General features: G+C 73.8%; 14 protein-coding genes and 2 pseudogenes. 7 read left to right on the forward strand and 9 right to left on the reverse strand.

The genetic code is table 11. The annotated features are described in order from the left end of the window. Window positions 1-217 (reverse strand): annotated as a pseudogene (locus ACZ58X_RS24120) (N-acetylglucosamine-6-phosphate deacetylase); the annotation flags it as partial. Between the two features lie 320 nt (window positions 218-537). On the opposite strand from ACZ58X_RS24120, the gene ACZ58X_RS24125 reads away from it, so the two are divergent. From ACZ58X_RS24125 to ACZ58X_RS24135, 3 genes are all read left to right on the forward strand, one after another. Next, a complete protein-coding gene (locus tag ACZ58X_RS24125; RefSeq protein ID WP_470335674.1) occupies window positions 538-1,629 on the forward strand; it encodes a hypothetical protein in 1,092 nt (363 codons plus the stop codon). A 27-nt stretch (window positions 1,630-1,656) separates the two neighbouring features. After that, window positions 1,657-2,517, forward strand: a complete 861-nt coding sequence (locus ACZ58X_RS24130) for a DUF3592 domain-containing protein (RefSeq protein ID WP_470335675.1) — start codon at window positions 1,657-1,659, stop codon at window positions 2,515-2,517. A gap of 554 nt (window positions 2,518-3,071) precedes the next feature. After that, complete coding sequence (locus ACZ58X_RS24135) at window positions 3,072-4,730, forward strand: carbohydrate binding domain-containing protein (protein ID WP_470335676.1); 1,659 nt, start codon at window positions 3,072-3,074, stop codon at window positions 4,728-4,730. A 144-nt stretch (window positions 4,731-4,874) separates the two neighbouring features. Here ACZ58X_RS24135 and ACZ58X_RS24140 read toward each other — a convergent pair whose 3' ends face one another. Further along, on the reverse strand, window positions 4,875-5,684 hold the full coding sequence (locus ACZ58X_RS24140; protein WP_470335677.1) for a GNAT family N-acetyltransferase: 810 nt from the start codon (window positions 5,682-5,684) through the stop codon (window positions 4,875-4,877). 572 nt (window positions 5,685-6,256) lie between these two features. Between ACZ58X_RS24140 and ACZ58X_RS24145 the strand changes: the two genes are divergently transcribed. Beyond that, complete coding sequence (locus ACZ58X_RS24145; protein ID WP_470335678.1) at window positions 6,257-7,078, forward strand: SDR family NAD(P)-dependent oxidoreductase; 822 nt, start codon at window positions 6,257-6,259, stop codon at window positions 7,076-7,078. Between the two features lie 58 nt (window positions 7,079-7,136). Further along, window positions 7,137-7,211 (forward strand): 50S ribosomal protein bL37, encoded by a 75-nt coding sequence (locus ACZ58X_RS24150; RefSeq protein WP_465655890.1) that lies wholly within the window; start codon window positions 7,137-7,139, stop codon window positions 7,209-7,211. Between the two features lie 88 nt (window positions 7,212-7,299). On the opposite strand, the gene ACZ58X_RS24155 is transcribed toward ACZ58X_RS24150, so the two are convergent. From ACZ58X_RS24155 to ACZ58X_RS24165, 3 genes are all read right to left on the reverse strand, one after another. Further along, window positions 7,300-8,847: an RICIN domain-containing protein gene (locus ACZ58X_RS24155; RefSeq protein ID WP_470335679.1), complete on the reverse strand. Its 1,548-nt coding sequence runs from the start codon at window positions 8,845-8,847 to the stop codon at window positions 7,300-7,302. Between the two features lie 221 nt (window positions 8,848-9,068). Next, entirely contained in the window at window positions 9,069-9,869 is an 801-nt protein-coding gene (locus ACZ58X_RS24160; protein ID WP_470335680.1) for an SAM-dependent methyltransferase, read from the reverse strand. A 66-nt stretch (window positions 9,870-9,935) separates the two neighbouring features. Continuing rightward, the gene (locus ACZ58X_RS24165) at window positions 9,936-10,193 is read right to left on the reverse strand and encodes a hypothetical protein (RefSeq protein ID WP_470335835.1); all 258 of its coding nucleotides are present in this window, start codon (window positions 10,191-10,193) and stop codon (window positions 9,936-9,938) included. On the opposite strand from ACZ58X_RS24165, the pseudogene ACZ58X_RS24170 reads away from it, so the two are divergent. Then, window positions 10,158-10,247, forward strand: a pseudogene (locus ACZ58X_RS24170) (IS5/IS1182 family transposase); the annotation flags it as partial. The gene ACZ58X_RS24165 and the pseudogene ACZ58X_RS24170 overlap by 36 nt on opposite strands. Before the next feature lie 45 nt (window positions 10,248-10,292). On the opposite strand, the gene ACZ58X_RS24175 reads toward ACZ58X_RS24170, so the two are convergent. The 4 genes from ACZ58X_RS24175 to ACZ58X_RS24190 all read right to left on the reverse strand — a co-directional run bounded on the left by ACZ58X_RS24175 (window position 10,293) and on the right by ACZ58X_RS24190 (window position 14,720). Continuing rightward, window positions 10,293-10,685 (reverse strand): nuclear transport factor 2 family protein, encoded by a 393-nt coding sequence (locus tag ACZ58X_RS24175; RefSeq protein WP_470335681.1) that lies wholly within the window; start codon window positions 10,683-10,685, stop codon window positions 10,293-10,295. A gap of 345 nt (window positions 10,686-11,030) precedes the next feature. Next, window positions 11,031-11,534 carry an ester cyclase gene (locus ACZ58X_RS24180; protein ID WP_470335682.1) on the reverse strand — a complete coding sequence of 168 codons (504 nt, stop codon included), beginning with the start codon at window positions 11,532-11,534 and terminating at the stop codon, window positions 11,031-11,033. A 4-nt stretch (window positions 11,535-11,538) separates the two neighbouring features. Then, entirely contained in the window at window positions 11,539-12,951 is a 1,413-nt protein-coding gene (locus ACZ58X_RS24185; protein ID WP_470335683.1) for a hypothetical protein, read from the reverse strand. Between the two features lie 209 nt (window positions 12,952-13,160). Further along, window positions 13,161-14,720 carry a PucR family transcriptional regulator gene (locus ACZ58X_RS24190; protein ID WP_470335684.1) on the reverse strand — a complete coding sequence of 520 codons (1,560 nt, stop codon included), beginning with the start codon at window positions 14,718-14,720 and terminating at the stop codon, window positions 13,161-13,163. Window positions 14,721-14,923: 203 nt separating this feature from the next. On the opposite strand from ACZ58X_RS24190, the gene ACZ58X_RS24195 reads away from it, so the two are divergent. Beyond that, window positions 14,924-15,988: an ABC transporter ATP-binding protein gene (locus ACZ58X_RS24195; protein ID WP_470335685.1), complete on the forward strand. Its 1,065-nt coding sequence runs from the start codon at window positions 14,924-14,926 to the stop codon at window positions 15,986-15,988. Window positions 15,989-16,010: the final 22 nt, after the last annotated feature.

Genomic DNA, 16,010 nt, shown 5'->3' on the forward strand with positions numbered 1-16,010 from the left:
AGGCGCCGCCGCCGCCGTGGACGTGCAGGTCCACGAAGCCGGGGACGACGGTGTGGCCGGTCAGGTCGAGGTCGCCGGGCCGGGGCTCCCCGCCGCTCGTGCCGTCGGTGAGGGCGGCGATCCGGTCGCCCTCCACGGCCAGCCGGCCGCCGTCGACGACACCGCCGGGCAGGACGAGCCGGGCGCGGGACAGGGCGAGATGATCGATGACGGTCACGCGTGGCTCCCACACTGCTCACAACTGTTCATGTATCTCAAACTACAAGCAACTGTGAGCAGCGCATAGCCGCTTGCGGCACCGACCGCGGCCCTCCCCGCTCCGGGGCTCCGCCCACACGCGGGGCTGCGCGCCGACAGCTGACGGCCGCTGACGCCGCTGACCGCTGACGGCTGGTGACGGCTGCTCCGCCGGGCTTCGTCCGGTGGCGCAGCCGTCACCGAGAAGAGAGGAACGGGCGGGAGTTGTGATCGGCTTGTGACCGCTCCGGCCATCCGCAGGACTGTCGGCGGCTGCCCCGGATGTGCACAATCGGCCGCATGACGACAGCCGCGGGCGGGCCGCCCCCGCAGAACACGCCGTCCAACCTCGCCCTCGGCTTCCTGACCGGCGGGGTGATCGGGGCGTCGCTGGCCGGCTTCGTCAGCGGCTGCGTGCTCGGGCGGGCGCCGTTGATCGTCCTGTCGCTCGCGCTGCCGGCCGGCTACGGCCTGGTGGTGTTCCTCGCCTCGCTGCCGCGCCGGGCCCGGGAGGCGGCCGTCGCGCCGAGCCGGGCGCTGGCGGTGATCGAGGAGCGGGAGGCGGTCGGGGGCGAGACCAGTGACGTTCCGGTGCGGTTCGAGCTGAGCGTGGTGCCGGACGATGCGCCCGCGTTCCGAGTGGGGATCCAGCAGGAGATCAACCTGGTCGAACTCGCCGACTACCGACCGCGCGGGGTCGTGGCGGTGGAGTACCCGCCGGACCGGCCGTGGAGGACGCGGATCGTGAAGCGGCCGACGCCGGAGTGGGAGCGGCGCGCGGCCGGAGCCCGACTGGACTCGGTGCCCGGTCCGGCGATGCGGGAGGAGCGTGGGTCGGGCTGTGCGGGCGGTCTGCTCGCTGTCCTCGGCCTGCTGCTCGGCGCGGGCGCGGTGCTCCTGCTGTTCCGCACCGAGCTGCTCGCCACGGTCGAGGACGGGATCGACGCGCCCCGACCGGCCGTCACGTCCTCCTCCTCCTCGTCCGCCACGATCACCGTGACCTCGGCCACCGGCACCGTCGCCCTCGGCCCGGGGCAGTCCATGCTGGACGAGGGCGAACTGCGCAAGGCCGTCGACTCGTTGACGCGGGGCGGTGAGCAGCGCCGGGCATTCACCGTCGTCGTGCAGGACCGCTTGCTGACGATCGTCTTCGCCCCGGGAGGAGCGCAGACCTCCGCCTTCGATCCGCGCTCCCTCCCGTACGACCGCGTCCCCGGCCTGGTGGAGGAGGCCCGGAACACCCTCGGCGTCCAGTCCCCGAAGAGCTGGCAGTTGACCGCGGACGGGGTCACCGGCGCGCTGACGCTCAGGATCACGGTGACCGGCGAGAGCGGTTCGGCGACGCTGGAGGCGGACGGCCGGGGCCAGGTGCTGCGGCGCAACGGCGGCTGACGGGGTACGGACGGGAGGAGGGGTGCGATGGGGTGGGACTGGTTCCTGCTGGTGTGGTGCGGACTGTGGGCCGTGATGGCCCTGGTCGGGCTGGGCAGGTCGCTGGCCGGGGTGACCGCGGACCAGCGGAAGGTCCGGCTGACGGGGCGGATCGTCCGGGTGACCGAGCCCCGGCACGGCGGCTCGCGCAAGGGCGGGATCCCGGTGGTCGTCCGCTACCGGGACCCGGTCTCGGGCGAGGAGGTCACAGTCACCAACGACGGGGAACGTGGCGAGACGATCACCACCGCGTGGGAGGGCCGGGAGGTCGGGATCGGGTACCCGCCGGGCCGCCCGCACGCCTACCGGTTCTCCGACGCCCCGGAGCAGCCCGGCCGTGGGCTGGGCCGGCCGGCCTTCGCGCTGTTCCTGGTCTGCGCCGGGCTGGTGGCACTGGCCGCCGTCCGCTGGGGGTGGCCGTGGGCGTTGATCGGTGTGGCCGGCCCGTGGGCGGTCGCGGGGATCGTCCAACTCCCGGGAGCGGTACGGGAGAAGGCCGCCCGGCTCGGCCGGCTGGCCGCGCTGGAGGCGGTGCCCGGCCGGGTCGTCGCGGTGCTCCGGGACGTCAGCGTAGACGAGGACGGCCACACCTCGACCACCATCACCCCGGTGCTGTCCTTCACCACCCGGGACGGCACGGCCGTCACGGCGTACTGCCCGACCGACCTCCCGAACCCGGCCGGTGCCCACGGCCGGGAGCTGGTGGTCCATCACGATCCCTCCGACCCGGCCGTGTTCACGCTCGACCCCTCCGCCGGGCGGCGCTCGGCGGAGCGGGGTGTGCTGTACCACGTGCTGATGATCGTGGTGCTGGTGGCGACGACCGTGGTGGGAGCGGTGCTGCTCTGAGACGGCCGGTCGCCGCCGGTCGCGCTGCAGATCGAGTGCAGCCCGGTCGAACGCACCGGGGGCGCGGTCATCGTCGGCAACGGGAATCAGGTGGCCGGGGACGACATCGTCAACGCCCTGGACGACGCCACCGTCGGCTCCTGCAACGGTGGCTCCGGGATCGCGGGGACGATGACCGCCGCGCTGGCGCCGATCACGGGCTGACACCCGCTCCGCACTGCGGACCCCCGCCGGCCCGCCGCCCTTGCCGTTTCGGCCCGGGGCGGCGGGCCGGCTGCCGTCCGGGTGGCTCAATCCATCAGCGGTCCAGACCTTATTGGTCCAGACCTATTGACCAACTCCGGCTCCCCTCCTACGATCCGGTCCGGCACAGCCCCACATGTCCCCCACCTCACCCACGGCCGGGCGTCACGCCCCCACGCGTCGGTCATGTCCCTGGCGCCCCGGCGGGAAGGGAGCACAGCATGTTCCGTCGGAGGTCGCGAACCCCAAGCCCGTCGGGCGGTTTCCACCCCGCTCCGGACGGCGGCCGTCCCGGCGCCGAACCGCGCCGGATGGGCCTGGAACGCGCGTCGAGCCCGCACCGGGCCCGGAGCCGGCACCGGCCGACCGTGCTGGCCCGCTCGCTCGCCGTGGTCGGGACCGCCGCCCTGGTCGGCGCCGGCATCGCGGTGACCGGCTCCGTCACCGCCGGGGCCGCGACCCCCAACCTGGTGGCCAACCCCGGCTTCGAGAGCGGACTCTCCAACTGGACCTGTTCGCCCGGCACCGCAGCGGCCGTCAGCAGCCCGGTGCACTCCGGCAGCGCCGCCCTCCGGTCCACGCCGACCGGCCAGGACACCGCCCAGTGCTCTCAGACCGTCAGCGTCCAGCCCAACTCCCAGTACACGTTGAGCGCTTACGTCCAGGGCAGCTACGTCTACCTGGGCGCGAGCGGCACCGGCGGGGGCAGCGACCCGTCCACCTGGGCGCCGGGCAACGCCTCGTACGGCCAGCTCAGCGTCGGCTTCACCACCGGGCCCAGCACCACCTCGGTGACGGTCTACCTGCACGGCTGGTACGGGCAACCCGCGTACTACGCGGACGACGTGTCGCTCACCGGCCCCGGCGGCAGCAGCTCCACGCCGCCCACGACTCCACCCACGACGCCACCGACCACGCCCCCCACCAGCCCGCCGACCACGCCGCCGACGACCCCGCCCACCACGCCTCCCACCACGCCTCCCACGACGCCGCCGACCACCCCGCCGGGCGGTGACACCTGCCCGACCAAGCCCCGGCCCTCGGGCAAGGTCCTCCAGGGCTACTGGGAGAACTGGGACGGCGCCGCCAACGGGGTCCACCCGGGCCTGGGCTGGGTGCCCATCACCGACAGCCGGATCGCCGCGCACGGCTACAACGTCATCAACGCCGCCTTCCCGGTGATCCTCTCCGACGGCACCGTGCTGTGGCAGGACGGCATGGACGCCAACGTCAAGGTCTCCACTCCCGCCGAGATGTGCCAGGCCAAGGCGGCCGGGGCGACGATCCTGATGTCCATCGGCGGCGCCGCTGCCGGCATCGACCTGAGCTCCAGCACCGTCGCCGACCGGTTCGTGGCGACCGTCGTCCCGATCCTCAAGAAGTACAACTTCGACGGGATCGACATCGACATCGAGACCGGCCTCTCCGGCAGCGGCGACATCAAGACGCCCTCCGCCTCCCAGGCCAACCTGATGCGCATCATCGACGGCGTGCTGGCCCAGATGCCCAAGGGCTTCGGCCTCACGATGGCCCCCGAGACCGCGTACGTCACCGGCGGGAGCGTCACCTACGGCTCCATCTGGGGCGCCTACCTGCCGATCATCAAGAAGTACGCCGACAACGGGCAGCTGTGGTGGCTGAACATGCAGTACTACAACGGCAGCATGTACGGCTGCTCCGGCGACTCCTACCAGGCCGGCACGGTGCAGGGCTTCACCGTCCAGACCACCTGCCTGAACAACGGCCTCACCGTCCAGGGCACCACCGTCACCGTCCCGTACGACAAGCAGGTGCCCGGTCTCCCGGCCCAGCCGGGTGCGGGCGGCGGCTACCTGGACCCGGGCTCGGTCGGTCAGGCCTGGGGCAACTTCGGCGGCGCGTTGAAGGGCCTGATGACCTGGTCGCTCAACTGGGACGGCTCGAAGGGCTGGAGCTTCGGCGACAACGTCAAGTCCCTCCAGGGCCGTTGAACCCGGACCGGCCACCGCTGGAACACTGCTGAACCACCGCTGAACCACCACCGAAGGCCCGTGCCCCGCCACCCCGGGGCGCGGGCCGCTCCGTGTCCGGACGCCCTGCCGGAGGCCCTGCCGGACGCCCGGCCGGGCTCGCGGTCAGGCGGTGCGCGGCGGGCCCGCCCAGTGCACCAGCTCCCGGCGCACCGGGCGGAAGCCGGCCGCCTCGGCGAGGGCGCGGCTGGCGTGGTTGCCGCTGGGGGCCGACCAGGTCGGAGTGAGTCCCCGGGCGCGGGCGGCGGCGGTGGCGGCGTGGACGCAGGCGAGGGCCAGGTCGAGGCGGCGGAAGGCCGGGTCGGTGGCCACCGCGAGGTCCAGGTGCTCGCGGCCGACGAGGTAGCCGCACACCAGCGAGGCCAGGTACGGGCCCAGGAACGCGCCCCAGGCGTAGCCGCCGGCGGCGAGGGCGCGGTGGCCGCCCCAGGTCTCGGCGATCCAGTGCGGGCCGACGGGGTGTCCGACAGATCGACCGACCGTATGACCGACGGGGCGGCCGAGGGTGGCCGAGCGCCGGGCGAAGCCGTCGAGACGGACTTCGTCCGCCGCGCCCAGTGGGCGGACCCAGGCCGCGGTGTGCCGGGAGACCGGGCGCGGCCGCTCCGTGTGGACGTGCAGCACCCGCACCCACGGGGTGAGGTGGGTGAAGGTCCGGCCGAGCAGGGGCAGGAAGCGGTCCGGCGCGTGGAACTGGCCCCGCCCGAAGCGGGACAGGACCGCCGGGTCCAGGCGCGTCGGATCCCCCCGCAGCAGCCGTTCCGGCCCGCAGTGCACCAGGAGCGCGCGGACCGCGTCGGGGTCGTCCGCCCACCAGCCGCCGTGGCCGCTCCGGTCGACGTGGGCGGGCAGCAGGCTCGCACCGGGCCGCTCGACGGCGGACCGGTCGAGGGCGGGCACGGGGTGGATCGGCATGCGTCCAGTACGGCAGGCCGCGGCCGCCGGTCCCGGCCCGTTGACGAAAGCCTGGCGGCGGCAGGGCCGTTGCTGACGGAACTTTGGCGGGAGCCGGAACCCCGCCGTGGTCCCGCAGCGGTCTCGCAGTGGTCCCGCCGTGGTCCCGCGTGGTCCCGCGTCAGGGGAGCGTCAGGAGTTCGTCAGGGCGGGTGACGGAGCTTGCCCCGGGCACCCGCGCGGGCTTTGATGGACGGCATGCACCGCTCGATCCGCCACCACGACCGCCCGCCGCATAGCCGGCCGCGGTTCGTCGTCGCGGTCGCGGTCGCCACTGCCGTCCGGTAGTACCGAGCTCCTTCCCGCCGGTCACCGGCCGCGCGTACGGGCCCGGCGCTGTCTCGCCGATCCCGTGCCGATCACCGCCGCCCGTCCTCCGCCCCGTTCGGCTCCGAGGCGGGGCGGGCGGTCGTTTCCCGCACCACCTTCCCTTCCCGCACCACCTCCCTTCTCGCACCGGCGGCACCGGCGCGGGCGGCCGCGCGCCGCCCCGTCGCCGTACCCCGCCGGTGCCCAGCACCCTTGGATGGGTCATGTCCGACACTGTTCTGTCCGCCCGTACCGCCCTCGTCACCGGCGCCTCCTCCGGCATCGGCTGGGAGACCGCCCGGCTGCTCGCCGGACTGGGCGCGAACGTCCTGGTGCACGCCCGGACCACCGCCGAGGCGGAGGACGCGGTGGGCCGGCTGATCGCCGCCGGGGCCCGCCGGGACCAACTCGTGGAGCTGGCAGCCGACTTCACCAAGCTGGCGGAGGTCGCGGTGCTGGCCGGCACGGTCGTGAAGCACTACCCGGCGCTGGACCTGCTGGTGAACAACGCCGCCGTGATGGCGCCCGAGCGCTGCACCCTGACCGACGACGGCAACGAGCTCTCGCTCCAGGTCAACTTCCTCGCCGCGCACCTGCTGGCCAAGCTGCTCCGGGCCCCGCTCTCGGCGGCCGGGGACGCCCGGATCGTCAACGTGTCCTCCTCCCTGCACCGCACCGCGTCGATGAACTGGTCGGACCCGCACCGGGTGAAGAAGTACTCCCGGGTCGCCGCGTACGCCCAGTCGCAGCTGGCGCTCACCATGGCGACCGCCGAGATGGCGCCGGCCGGCTCCGGCATCACCGCCGTCAGCCTCAACCCGGGCCTGTGCGACACCGCGCTGCTGCCGCTGTACGGGCGGGTCGGCGCACCGGCGGCGGAGGGCGCGGCGGCCGTGGTCCGGCTCTGCCTGCCGGACGCCGAGATCGTCAACGGCGCCTACTACGACGGCGGCGTCGCCGCGCCGACGGCCCAGGCCGCCCAGGAGGAGCGCTCGCAGAAGCGCCTGGTGAAGCTCGCCGACCAGTTGGTCGGCCGGGCGGCCTGAACCCCACCCACCCACCTGAGTACCCACTCCGCACCCACGAACGACGAGGAACAGCACGATGTCCAAGCGCGCCCGCAAGAAGAAGGCCCGGCGGAAGAAGAAGGCGAACCACGGCCGCAAGGCCTGTCAGTGACCGGGTAGGAACGACACCCGCCCCCGGGGTCCGCCGTCCGTGCAGCGAGGACGGCGGACCCCGGGGGCCTCGGCGCGCGCCGGGAGCCTCAGCCGAGGGTCGCCCAGTCCTGGGTGTTGGCGTTGCCGGCCGGGTTGACGAGCACGGCGGCTCCGGTACTGACGGAGGCGCTGTCGAGCACGTAGCCGGTCGCCGGGTTGGTGATCGTCAGGGTGCCGCTGCCGTTCTGGGTGACCTGCCACTTCTGGTACTGGCTGCTGGAGTTGAACGGCTGCAGGGTGGCCTGACCGCCTGCTGCGGCGGGCGCGGTGAGGGTCAGCGGAGTCGGGCAGCTGTCGTAGATCCGCGCGGTGCCGTCCGCGTTCGGGTCCAGCTTCCACTTCTCCGAGGCGTGGGTGGCGTCGTAGGTGTTGAGGTCGGCGACGACGTCGGTGGACCCGGCGCACTGGCCCGCGTGCTCCAGGGCCAGGCCGCCGCCGTTGGTGAGGCCGTGGTACTGGTTGTCGCCGACGATGGTGGGGCCGTAGTCGATGGTGTGGGTGGCCAGGTAGTTGAGCGCGCTGCCGGTGGTGGAGAGGTTGCCCGCCGGGCGGTCGTTCTTGAAGTAGTCGGCGAAGGTCGACGGGGCGTGCGAGGTCAGCATCGCGATGGTGCCGTTCCAGCCGCCGTCGACGTTGTTCCACAGGTCGAGCAGCGAGCCGTCCACGTTGCCCTGGACCTGGTCCCCGGTGTTCCAGCCGGTGGTGTACGTGAAGGGGTAGCTGCTGCCGTCGGGCCAGACGTAGCGGTAGTCGCCCAGGAGGTAGGCGGCCGTGGAGTCGGCGAAGCCCTCGGTCCAGGCGCAGCTGCCCGAGCTGACCAGGTTGACGTAGTGCGGGCTGCAGTTGGTGACGGCCGGGAACACGCCGTTGTAGAGGCGGTGCATCAGGAAGTGGCCGGACTCGTGGAGCACGGTGTGCTCGGAGTCCGGGTCGGCGGCGGCCAGGTGGACGGTGCCGGCCAGGTCGTAGTAGGGGCCGTCGGCCGAGTTCGCGGTCCACCGGACGGTGAGTTCGGTGCAGGCGTTGTTCGCCTCGTGGGAGGACCAGCAGGCGGTGCTGGGGTTGTTCCGGTGCTGGTACAGCAGGTTGACGGTGTCGAAGGCGTGCCAGGCCCGGGAGGTGGCGGCGAGGGGCTTGACGGTGCCCAGCGAGGTGCTGCCGGCGATGTTGTTCTGGGTGGCGGAGTCCAGCGTGTACGGCGTGCCGGTGGTGTCGGCGACCTTCCAGTACTGGCCGCTCTCGGTGCGGAACCGCACCCACAGGCTGCTCATCGACGTGGTGGTGGTGGGGGTGTAGCAGAGGTTGAAGGTGCCGTCGGTGGTGTTGGTGAGCTGGTAGTCGGCGGTCAGTTGGTGGGCGGTGTCGGTGACCTTCTCGGCCCCCCAGAGCTGGGCGTCGGCGTTCCGGGCGGGCTTGGTCCGGGTGGGCTTCGTCGGGCCGGCTTCGGCCGACTGGTAGTCGTACTGGAGCGTTCCGCTCAGACAGATGGGGCTCGCGGCCCGGGCGGGCGTCGCGGCGAGCGGAGTGGCGGTGGCGGCGAGGAGGGCGGCGGCGAGGACGGCGGAGCCGTGCGACAGTCGGATGCCGATGGCCATGCGGGGTTTCCTCTCCTGGGGAACGCGCCTGCGGAGGCAGCACGGTTCGGTGGCGACCGAAGTTCCGCAGCCAGGATCGGGTCCCGACACCCCCGGGGGTAAGAGCGTGCGGGTGCGCACCGATGAGCCGGTGGTCCTATGGAGGCACTACGGTGGTGATGGCGACGGCGCCCGCCCCGTGCGCCGTCGGCGCGCCCGTACCCGCCCGGGTCGGCGGGCCGTCAGGACGTGCGGGCCAGGCCGCAGGAGATCAGCCGCTCCCAGACCGTCAGCTCGCCGGTGTCACCGCCCCCGGGCTCCGGGCGCCAGGAGGAGCAGAACTCCAGCCCGGGTTCGAGCAGTTCGAGCCCGCCGAACAGGCCGAGCAGCTCCTCGTCGGTGCGCCAGCGGCCGCGGCCGAAACTGCCCTGGAGCTTCTGCTCCGCGAGCCGGGTCTCCTCGTTCGCGCCGGAGCGGAAGTGCGAGACGTACACCAGGCTGCCCGGGGCCACCCGCTCCGCCCACCAGCGCACCAGCTCGGCGGGCCGCTCGTCGTCGTTGAGGTGGTGCAGGACGGCGCTGAACAGGACGCCCACCGGCCGGTCGAAGTCGATCAGGCGCCGCACCTCGGGGTGCTGCCGGATCGTCTCCGGCTCGCGCAGGTCCGCCTGGGCCACCGCGGTGCGGTCGTCGGTCGCCAGCAGGGCGCGGCCGTGGGCCAGCACCATCGGGTCGTTGTCCACGTAGACGACGTGCGCGTCGGGGGCGTGCCGCCGGGCGACCTGGTGCACGTTGTCGGCGGTCGGCAGCCCGCTGCCCATGTCGATGAACTGCCGGATGCCGTCGTCGGCCATCGCGCCCACGGCCCGCACCAGGGCCCGGCGGTTGGCGAGGGCGATCGCCACCGAGCCGGGCAGGTCGCGGAGGAAGAAGTCGCCGACCTCGCGGTCGACGGGGAAGTTGTCCTTGCCGCCGAGCAGGTAGTCGTAGACCCGGGCGATGCTCGGCTTCGACTGGTCGATCCCGCTGCTGTCATCGGTCATGGCCGGCAACCCCTCCTCGGCGTTCGTCGTGGGCCCGATCGTAGGAGAGCCCCCCGGGGAGGACGGTCAACCCGGGGATGGTGTCGCGGGATTCGCCGGGACGTGGTACGGCCGGTGCTCGGCGGCCCGGTGCCGGCTGCGCCCGGCGAGGCCGACCGCGGCCGGCACCCGGTCGGCGGCGGCCCGGTCCAGCGCCTGCCCGGCGAGCCGCAGCGGCGGTTCCATCTGCTGGCGGGCCGTCAGCGCCGTTACCAGGTCGAAGGACTGGAAGACGAAGCCCATCAGCCTGGCCAGGACGAACTTCCCGCTCGGAAGGAGGGGCACAACGCCTCCCACCGCAAGGTCCGAGCCCGTATCGAGCACGTCTTCGCCCACCTGCACAACCTTGCCCGCACCGACTAGGACCAGGCGAAACGTGCCCGGTCAGCCGGTGTTTGTCATCCCGCCCAACGGAGTGCGGCGTGGCGATACCTTGCGATGGCTGATCCGCCAGCCATCAGCGGTGCGCACGACGGTGTCGTCGTAGGAGACGGAACCGCAGGAGCCGTCCGCCTTGATGCCCAGGCCCTTGGACCGGACCTGCACCCGGCCGTCTGCCGAGGCCGTTACGACGACATTGGTGACGTGATGCGCGACGGGGTTGGCGGCACCCAGTGCCCATGCCGCTTCTCGGATGGCAGCCACCCCGGACAGCGGTTCTTGGCCGAAGTCGGTGAGGTCGTAGACAACATCAAGGGTGAACAACTCCTCCAACCGGTCAAGGCTTCCGTCGTCGACAAGGTGACCATGCAACGAGACCAGTTCGGTGATGGCCAAGCGATCTTCAAGAGCGAGTGACACACGCGTCCTTTCCGGCCCGGCTTGGAGGGGCCAGGCCGAGCATCGATCCGTCGTCAGCACGGCACCCACCGCTGGACACCGCAACGAGTTCGGGTACATGCGGCGAGAGGAGCCGTGCCCTCGTGATCGTCCCCTACCGCTGCTCAGCCCGCCACCGACTTGTACGCCGGCGCCCTGCCACCGTCAATCGAAGCACGTCCTACGGGACAGCCCTCAGGCCGAGGGGGCGCCGCCTCCGGAGCCTCCCCTGACCTTGCCCCTGAGCCGCCCTGACGCTCCCTCGGGGGCGAGGGCCCGTCCTCGGACCCGGGCCCCGAGTCCTCAGCCGGACGGGGTGGTTCCGGTGAACGGCGTGCCGGGCGTGCCGGGCGCGGTCGGCGCGGAGGCGGTGTCGGGGAGGACGCCGAGCTGCTGCAGGACGCCGGCGCGGTCGTAGGCGTCCACGGACCGGGCGATCCGCCCGTCCTCGGCGAACTCGAGCAGGCTCATCAGGGAGAGCGAGAACCGTTTGCCCCGGCTGGACTCCGGGAGGCAGAGGAACGGCTCCCGGACGGTGGCGCTGTAGTGCACGTGGGCCACCGCGTGGGACGGGCCGACCACCACGCCCTGGCTGACGGAACGGATGTCGGAGAAGAGCTCGCCGGCCCGGGCGAAGTACTCGTGCAGCTCCTGGTGGCCCCGGTAGGTGTGGTCGAAGGCCTTGTCCTCGATCACGGCGTCCTCGGTGTAGTACTCCATCGCGTCGGTGGGGGCGGTGGGGGAGTCCCACATGGTCACCCAGCGTTCGACGAATGCCTTCCGCTCGCTCGGGTCGAAGTCCGGCACGGGATCAGTCCTTTCCGCGCGGGGGCGCAGTTCGGGGGGTGGTGCCCGGCGACCAGTGCCGGAGTACGGCGGCCATGACCCGGGGCGCCGCCAGTTCGGCCGGTGAGCCGGTCAGGCTGACGGCGTTCCAGACGGCGGTGGCGACCCGGGTGTCGTCGGCCGCGGCACGCATGGTGGCCCGGAAGGCCGTCGCCAGCAGGCCGGCGACGGCGGGGTGGGTGCCCGGGACCTGCGGCATGGCCCGGTCGGCCATGGTGGAGAAAAGCCAGGGGAGCCGTACGGCCCGGGCGGCCTCCCGGTAGAAGCGCCGGGGCAGGCCCGCCGGGCCGGCGGCGAGGCACCGGCGGAGCGCCCTGGCCTCCAGGGCGGCGACCGTCATGCCGGCGCCGTAGATCGGGTTGAGGCTGCAGAGCGCGTCCCCGGTGGAGATCAGGCCGTCGGGGAGCCGGCGCAGCCGGTGGAAGTCCCGGCGGAGGGAGGCCGGGTAGGCGAAGGAGGAGACCCCGGTGATCGGCTCGGCGCTCCGGAGCGCGGTCAGGGTCCCGGCGGGGAGCAGGTCCGCGGCGAAGTCGAGGAACCGCTCCGGCGCGGCCGACGGGTGGTCGTCCTTGCCGAAGCCGTAGAGCGACAGCACCCAGGCGTCGTGCTCCTGCTGGGTGAGGACCGCGCCGCGGGGGCGGGTCGTGGTGGCTCCGATCAGCACGCCCTTGGCCCGCCCCAGGGCGCCCGGGGCGACCCGGTAGCGGCGGCTGGCGTAGGCGACGTCGACGACCAGGCGTGCCGTGGCGGGCGCCCGGTACCCCAAGGACCTGAGCCAGGTGGCGCCCCGGCCCGCGCGGCCCATCGCGTCCACGACGAGGTCCGCGTGGACGGCCTCGGCGGAGTCGGGATCCCCCGGGCGGGCCAGCCGGGCCCCGCCGACCCGGGCCCCGCCGACCCGACCCGGGCCGGCGGCGATCGGGGCGGTGACGATCGGGGCGGTGGCCTCCAGCCCCGACCGCAGGGTGACCCCGGGCAGCGCGCGGACCCGCTCGCGCAGCCGGTCCTCCAGGAAGGGCCGGCTCACCTGGAGCACCCGGCCGAGCGGCACCTGCCGCAGGCGCGACCCGAAGAAGACGATGTCGAGCTCGTCCAGGGCCCCGGCCAGGGTGCCGCCGTCGGCCGCCAACTCCTCGACCAATCCCGGGAAGAGCTCCGCCAGGACCTGCGCGCCGCCCGGCGTGAGCGAATGGACGTGTGCCCCCTGCGGGACCCCGCGCCGGACGTCGGACGGCTCCGGGAAGGTGTCCCGCTCGACGACGGTGACACGCTCGAAGAACCCGGAGAGCGCCCGGGCGGCGCACAGGCCGCTGATCCCCGCACCGAGCACGAGCGCGTGGCCCGCTCCGCCGCGACTGCTGCTTCGCCGTGGACCCACGGTCGGCTCCGATCGCTCGCCGCCCGCCGTCGGACGGGCGCCCCCACCCTGCCACCCGGCTCCCGGCCGGCACCACCGGGCGGTCACCCGTCCGGGTGAAACCGGCGGACCGGTCTCACCCGGACGGGTCTCCGCCGTTTGTGGGGCGCCGGTTTGTGGGGCGCGGGTTCGTGGGGCGCCGGTTCGTGGGGCGTCGGTGTGCGGGGGCGTCAGTCCTGCTGCTGTACGGCCGGTTGCCGCTCGGGGTAGGCGGCGAGCAGCGCCAGCCAGAGCTGGAAGCGGTCCTGCATGGACGCCAGGGAGCGGCCGGTGAGCCGCTCGATCCGGTCCAGCCGGTAGCGGACGGTGTTGCGGTGGACGTACAGCCGGTCGGCGACCGCCTGCACCGAGCAGTCCGCGGCCAGGTAGGCGTGCAGGGTCGTGACCAGGTCGGCGCGGTTGGCCTCGTCGAAGCGGGTGAGCGGACGCAGCACCTCGGCGGCGAGCTGCTTCAACGGCAGGTCGGGGCTGGACAGCAGCAGCCGGGGCAGGTTGAGCGGGTCGCCGCCGTGCACCCCGGGGCCCTTGGCGAGGGCGGCCTGGGCCTCGAACCAGCTCCAGCGCAGCCCGTCGACGCCCCGGTAGCAGCCGCCGATGCCGACCGTGGCGCGGGCGTCCAGGCCGGTGAGCGCGGTGCCGAAGCGCCGGGCCAGCTCGTCGACCGGCGCGGAGCGGGGGAGCACCGCCACCAGATACCGGTTGACGACGGCGGTCAGCACCGGCTCGGGGGAGTCGGGGTGCTCCGTCGGCAGCCACGGCAGCCGGGCGAGCCGCCGGTCCGCCGCCGCCCCTGGCCCGGCCCCTTCCGGCGCCGGCCGGCCCAGCACCACCCGGTGGGCGGCCTGGGGGTCGAGCCCGAACGCGGCGAGCCGGCGCTCGGCGGCGGCCGGTGCGATCACGTCCCGCACGATGTCCTCGACGACCTGGCCGACCAGCTCCCGCCGCCCGGCCAGGTGGGCCTGACGCCGGGCCAGCTCCAGGCCGACCAGTCGGACGGCGTACGGGAGGACGTCCGCCGCCGGGCCCGCCGAGCGCAGGCAGAGGAAGGCCGCGACCACCCCGTCGACCGGCACCGGCAGCCGCAGCGGCCCGCCGCCGCCGGGCTCCTCCGCGCCCGGGTGCCCGGCAGCCGGAGCACCGGGCCGCCCGGCCGCCCGCAGCTCCGCGAGCAGTGCCTCCGGCCGCTCCGGAGCGGCGGCCAGCACGACCCCGTGCCGGTCCAGTACGGCGACCTCCGAGCCGCAGGCCCGGTGCAGCACCCGCAGCAGCGCGGTCAGGCCCTCGCCGCCGAGCAGCGCCTGGACCAGCAGGTCGTGCTGGTCGACCAGCCGCCGCTGCGCGCTGTGGTCCTCGGCCGTGATCCGCTCGGCGACCAGCCGGTTCACCGCGATGAACGGCGTCTCGTACGGGACCTCCAGCACCGCCAGGCCCTGCCGCTCGGCCTCGGCGACGGTGGCCCGCGGGACGGCGGGGTGGCTCAGCCCGGTGCCGAAGCCGATCCCCGAGGCTCCGGCGGCCGCCACCCGCTGGACGAAGGCGGTCTGCGCGGCGGCGCCGCGCTGCCGCAGGCCGGTGGTGAGGAGCAGCTCGCCGCCCGTCAACCACTGTGTCGGGTCGGCGAGTTCGGTCACCGCGACCCAGCGCACGACCCGGTCGAGCCCGGCCGTTCCGGTGCACAGTCGCAGGCCGAGGCCCTCTTCCCGAAGCAGATCGCGCAGTGTCACCGGCATGCGCCGGACTGTAGCGCCGCACAACTCGCCGACGGAAGACCGTGCGGGCGTCCATAGCCGGGCGGGGTGATCCCTTCCTAGGGTTCCGTGCGAACCGTTCCCAGGTTCCCTGCGAACCGTGCGAACTGTGCGAACGGTGCGAACCGGCGGGACACCCCGCCCGTACCGTCCGCTTGTCGTGCCAGCCAGAAGGGCCACCGGAGTTGAGCAGCCACGACCGTCCACCCCGACCGGAGCCGGCCCCCGGCGCGGTCCGGCTCGAAGGGCTGGCCAAGACCTTCGACGGCCAGGTCCGCGCGGTCGACGGCGTCGACCTGGACATCGGCGAGGGCGAGTTCTTCGCGATGCTCGGGCCCTCCGGCTCCGGGAAGACCACCGTGCTGCGCATGATCGCGGGCTTCGAGGCCCCGAGCGCCGGCCGGGTCCTGCTGAGCGGCGCCGACGTCACCGGCCTGCCGCCGTTCGACCGGGACGTCAACACGGTGTTCCAGGATTACGCGCTGTTCCCGCACATGACGATCGAGCAGAACGTCGGCTACGGCCTGATGGTCCGCCGGGTGCCGAAGCCAGAGCGGGCCGAGCGGGTGCGGGCGGCGCTCGCCATGGTCCGGCTGGCGGGCTTCGAGCGCCGCCGCCCGGCCCAGCTCTCCGGCGGTCAGCGCCAACGCGTCGCGCTGGCAAGGGCATTGGTGAACCGCCCGAAGGTGCTGCTGCTGGACGAGCCGCTCGGTGCGCTCGACCTGAAACTGCGGCACGAGATGCAGGCCGAGCTCAAGCGGATCCAGCGCGAGGTCGGGATCACCTTCGTGTTCGTCACCCACGACCAGGACGAGGCCCTGACGATGAGCGACCGCGTCGCGGTGTTCAACGCGGGCCGGATCGAGCAGGTCGGCCCGCCCGCCGAGGTGTACGAGCACCCGGCCACCGCCTTCGTGGCCGGCTTCGTCGGCACCTCCAACCTGCTGGACGGCCCGGCCGCCGAGCAGGTGGTGGGCGAGGCCGGGCTGTTCAGCGTCCGCCCGGAGAAGATCCGGATAGCGCACCCGGACGACCCGGCCGGGCCGGACGAGCTGTCCGCCACCGGCCGGGTCGCCGAGGTCGTCTACGCGGGCGGCCACACCCGGTTCCTGGTGGACCTGGAGGCGGGCGGGCGGCTGACCGCCGTCCGGCAGAACGTCGACGAGGGCTCCGCCGACGTCCTGCGCCACCGCGGCGCCGAGGTGGTCCTGGCCTGGCAGCGCAAGCACACCGTCCGGGTCGGCTCCTGACCCACCCCCACCCCCTCACCGA

It is taken from the genome of Kitasatospora sp. NPDC040550, from assembly GCF_055594965.1.

Excerpts from the sequence above, each read along its gene's own strand:
- ACZ58X_RS24125 (WP_470335674.1), top strand. The coding sequence starts at position 538 with ATGACGACAGCCGCGGGCGGGCCGCCCCCGCAGAACACGCCGTCCAAC.
- ACZ58X_RS24130 (WP_470335675.1), top strand. The coding sequence starts at position 1,657 with ATGGGGTGGGACTGGTTCCTGCTGGTGTGGTGCGGACTGTGGGCCGTG.
- ACZ58X_RS24135 (WP_470335676.1), top strand. The coding sequence starts at position 3,072 with ATGGGCCTGGAACGCGCGTCGAGCCCGCACCGGGCCCGGAGCCGGCAC.
- ACZ58X_RS24140 (WP_470335677.1), bottom strand. The coding sequence starts at position 5,684 with ATGCCGATCCACCCCGTGCCCGCCCTCGACCGGTCCGCCGTCGAGCGG.
- ACZ58X_RS24145 (WP_470335678.1), top strand. The coding sequence starts at position 6,257 with ATGTCCGACACTGTTCTGTCCGCCCGTACCGCCCTCGTCACCGGCGCC.
- ACZ58X_RS24155 (WP_470335679.1), bottom strand. The coding sequence starts at position 8,847 with ATGGCCATCGGCATCCGACTGTCGCACGGCTCCGCCGTCCTCGCCGCC.
- ACZ58X_RS24160 (WP_470335680.1), bottom strand. The coding sequence starts at position 9,869 with ATGACCGATGACAGCAGCGGGATCGACCAGTCGAAGCCGAGCATCGCC.
- ACZ58X_RS24190 (WP_470335684.1), bottom strand. The coding sequence starts at position 14,720 with ATGCCGGTGACACTGCGCGATCTGCTTCGGGAAGAGGGCCTCGGCCTG.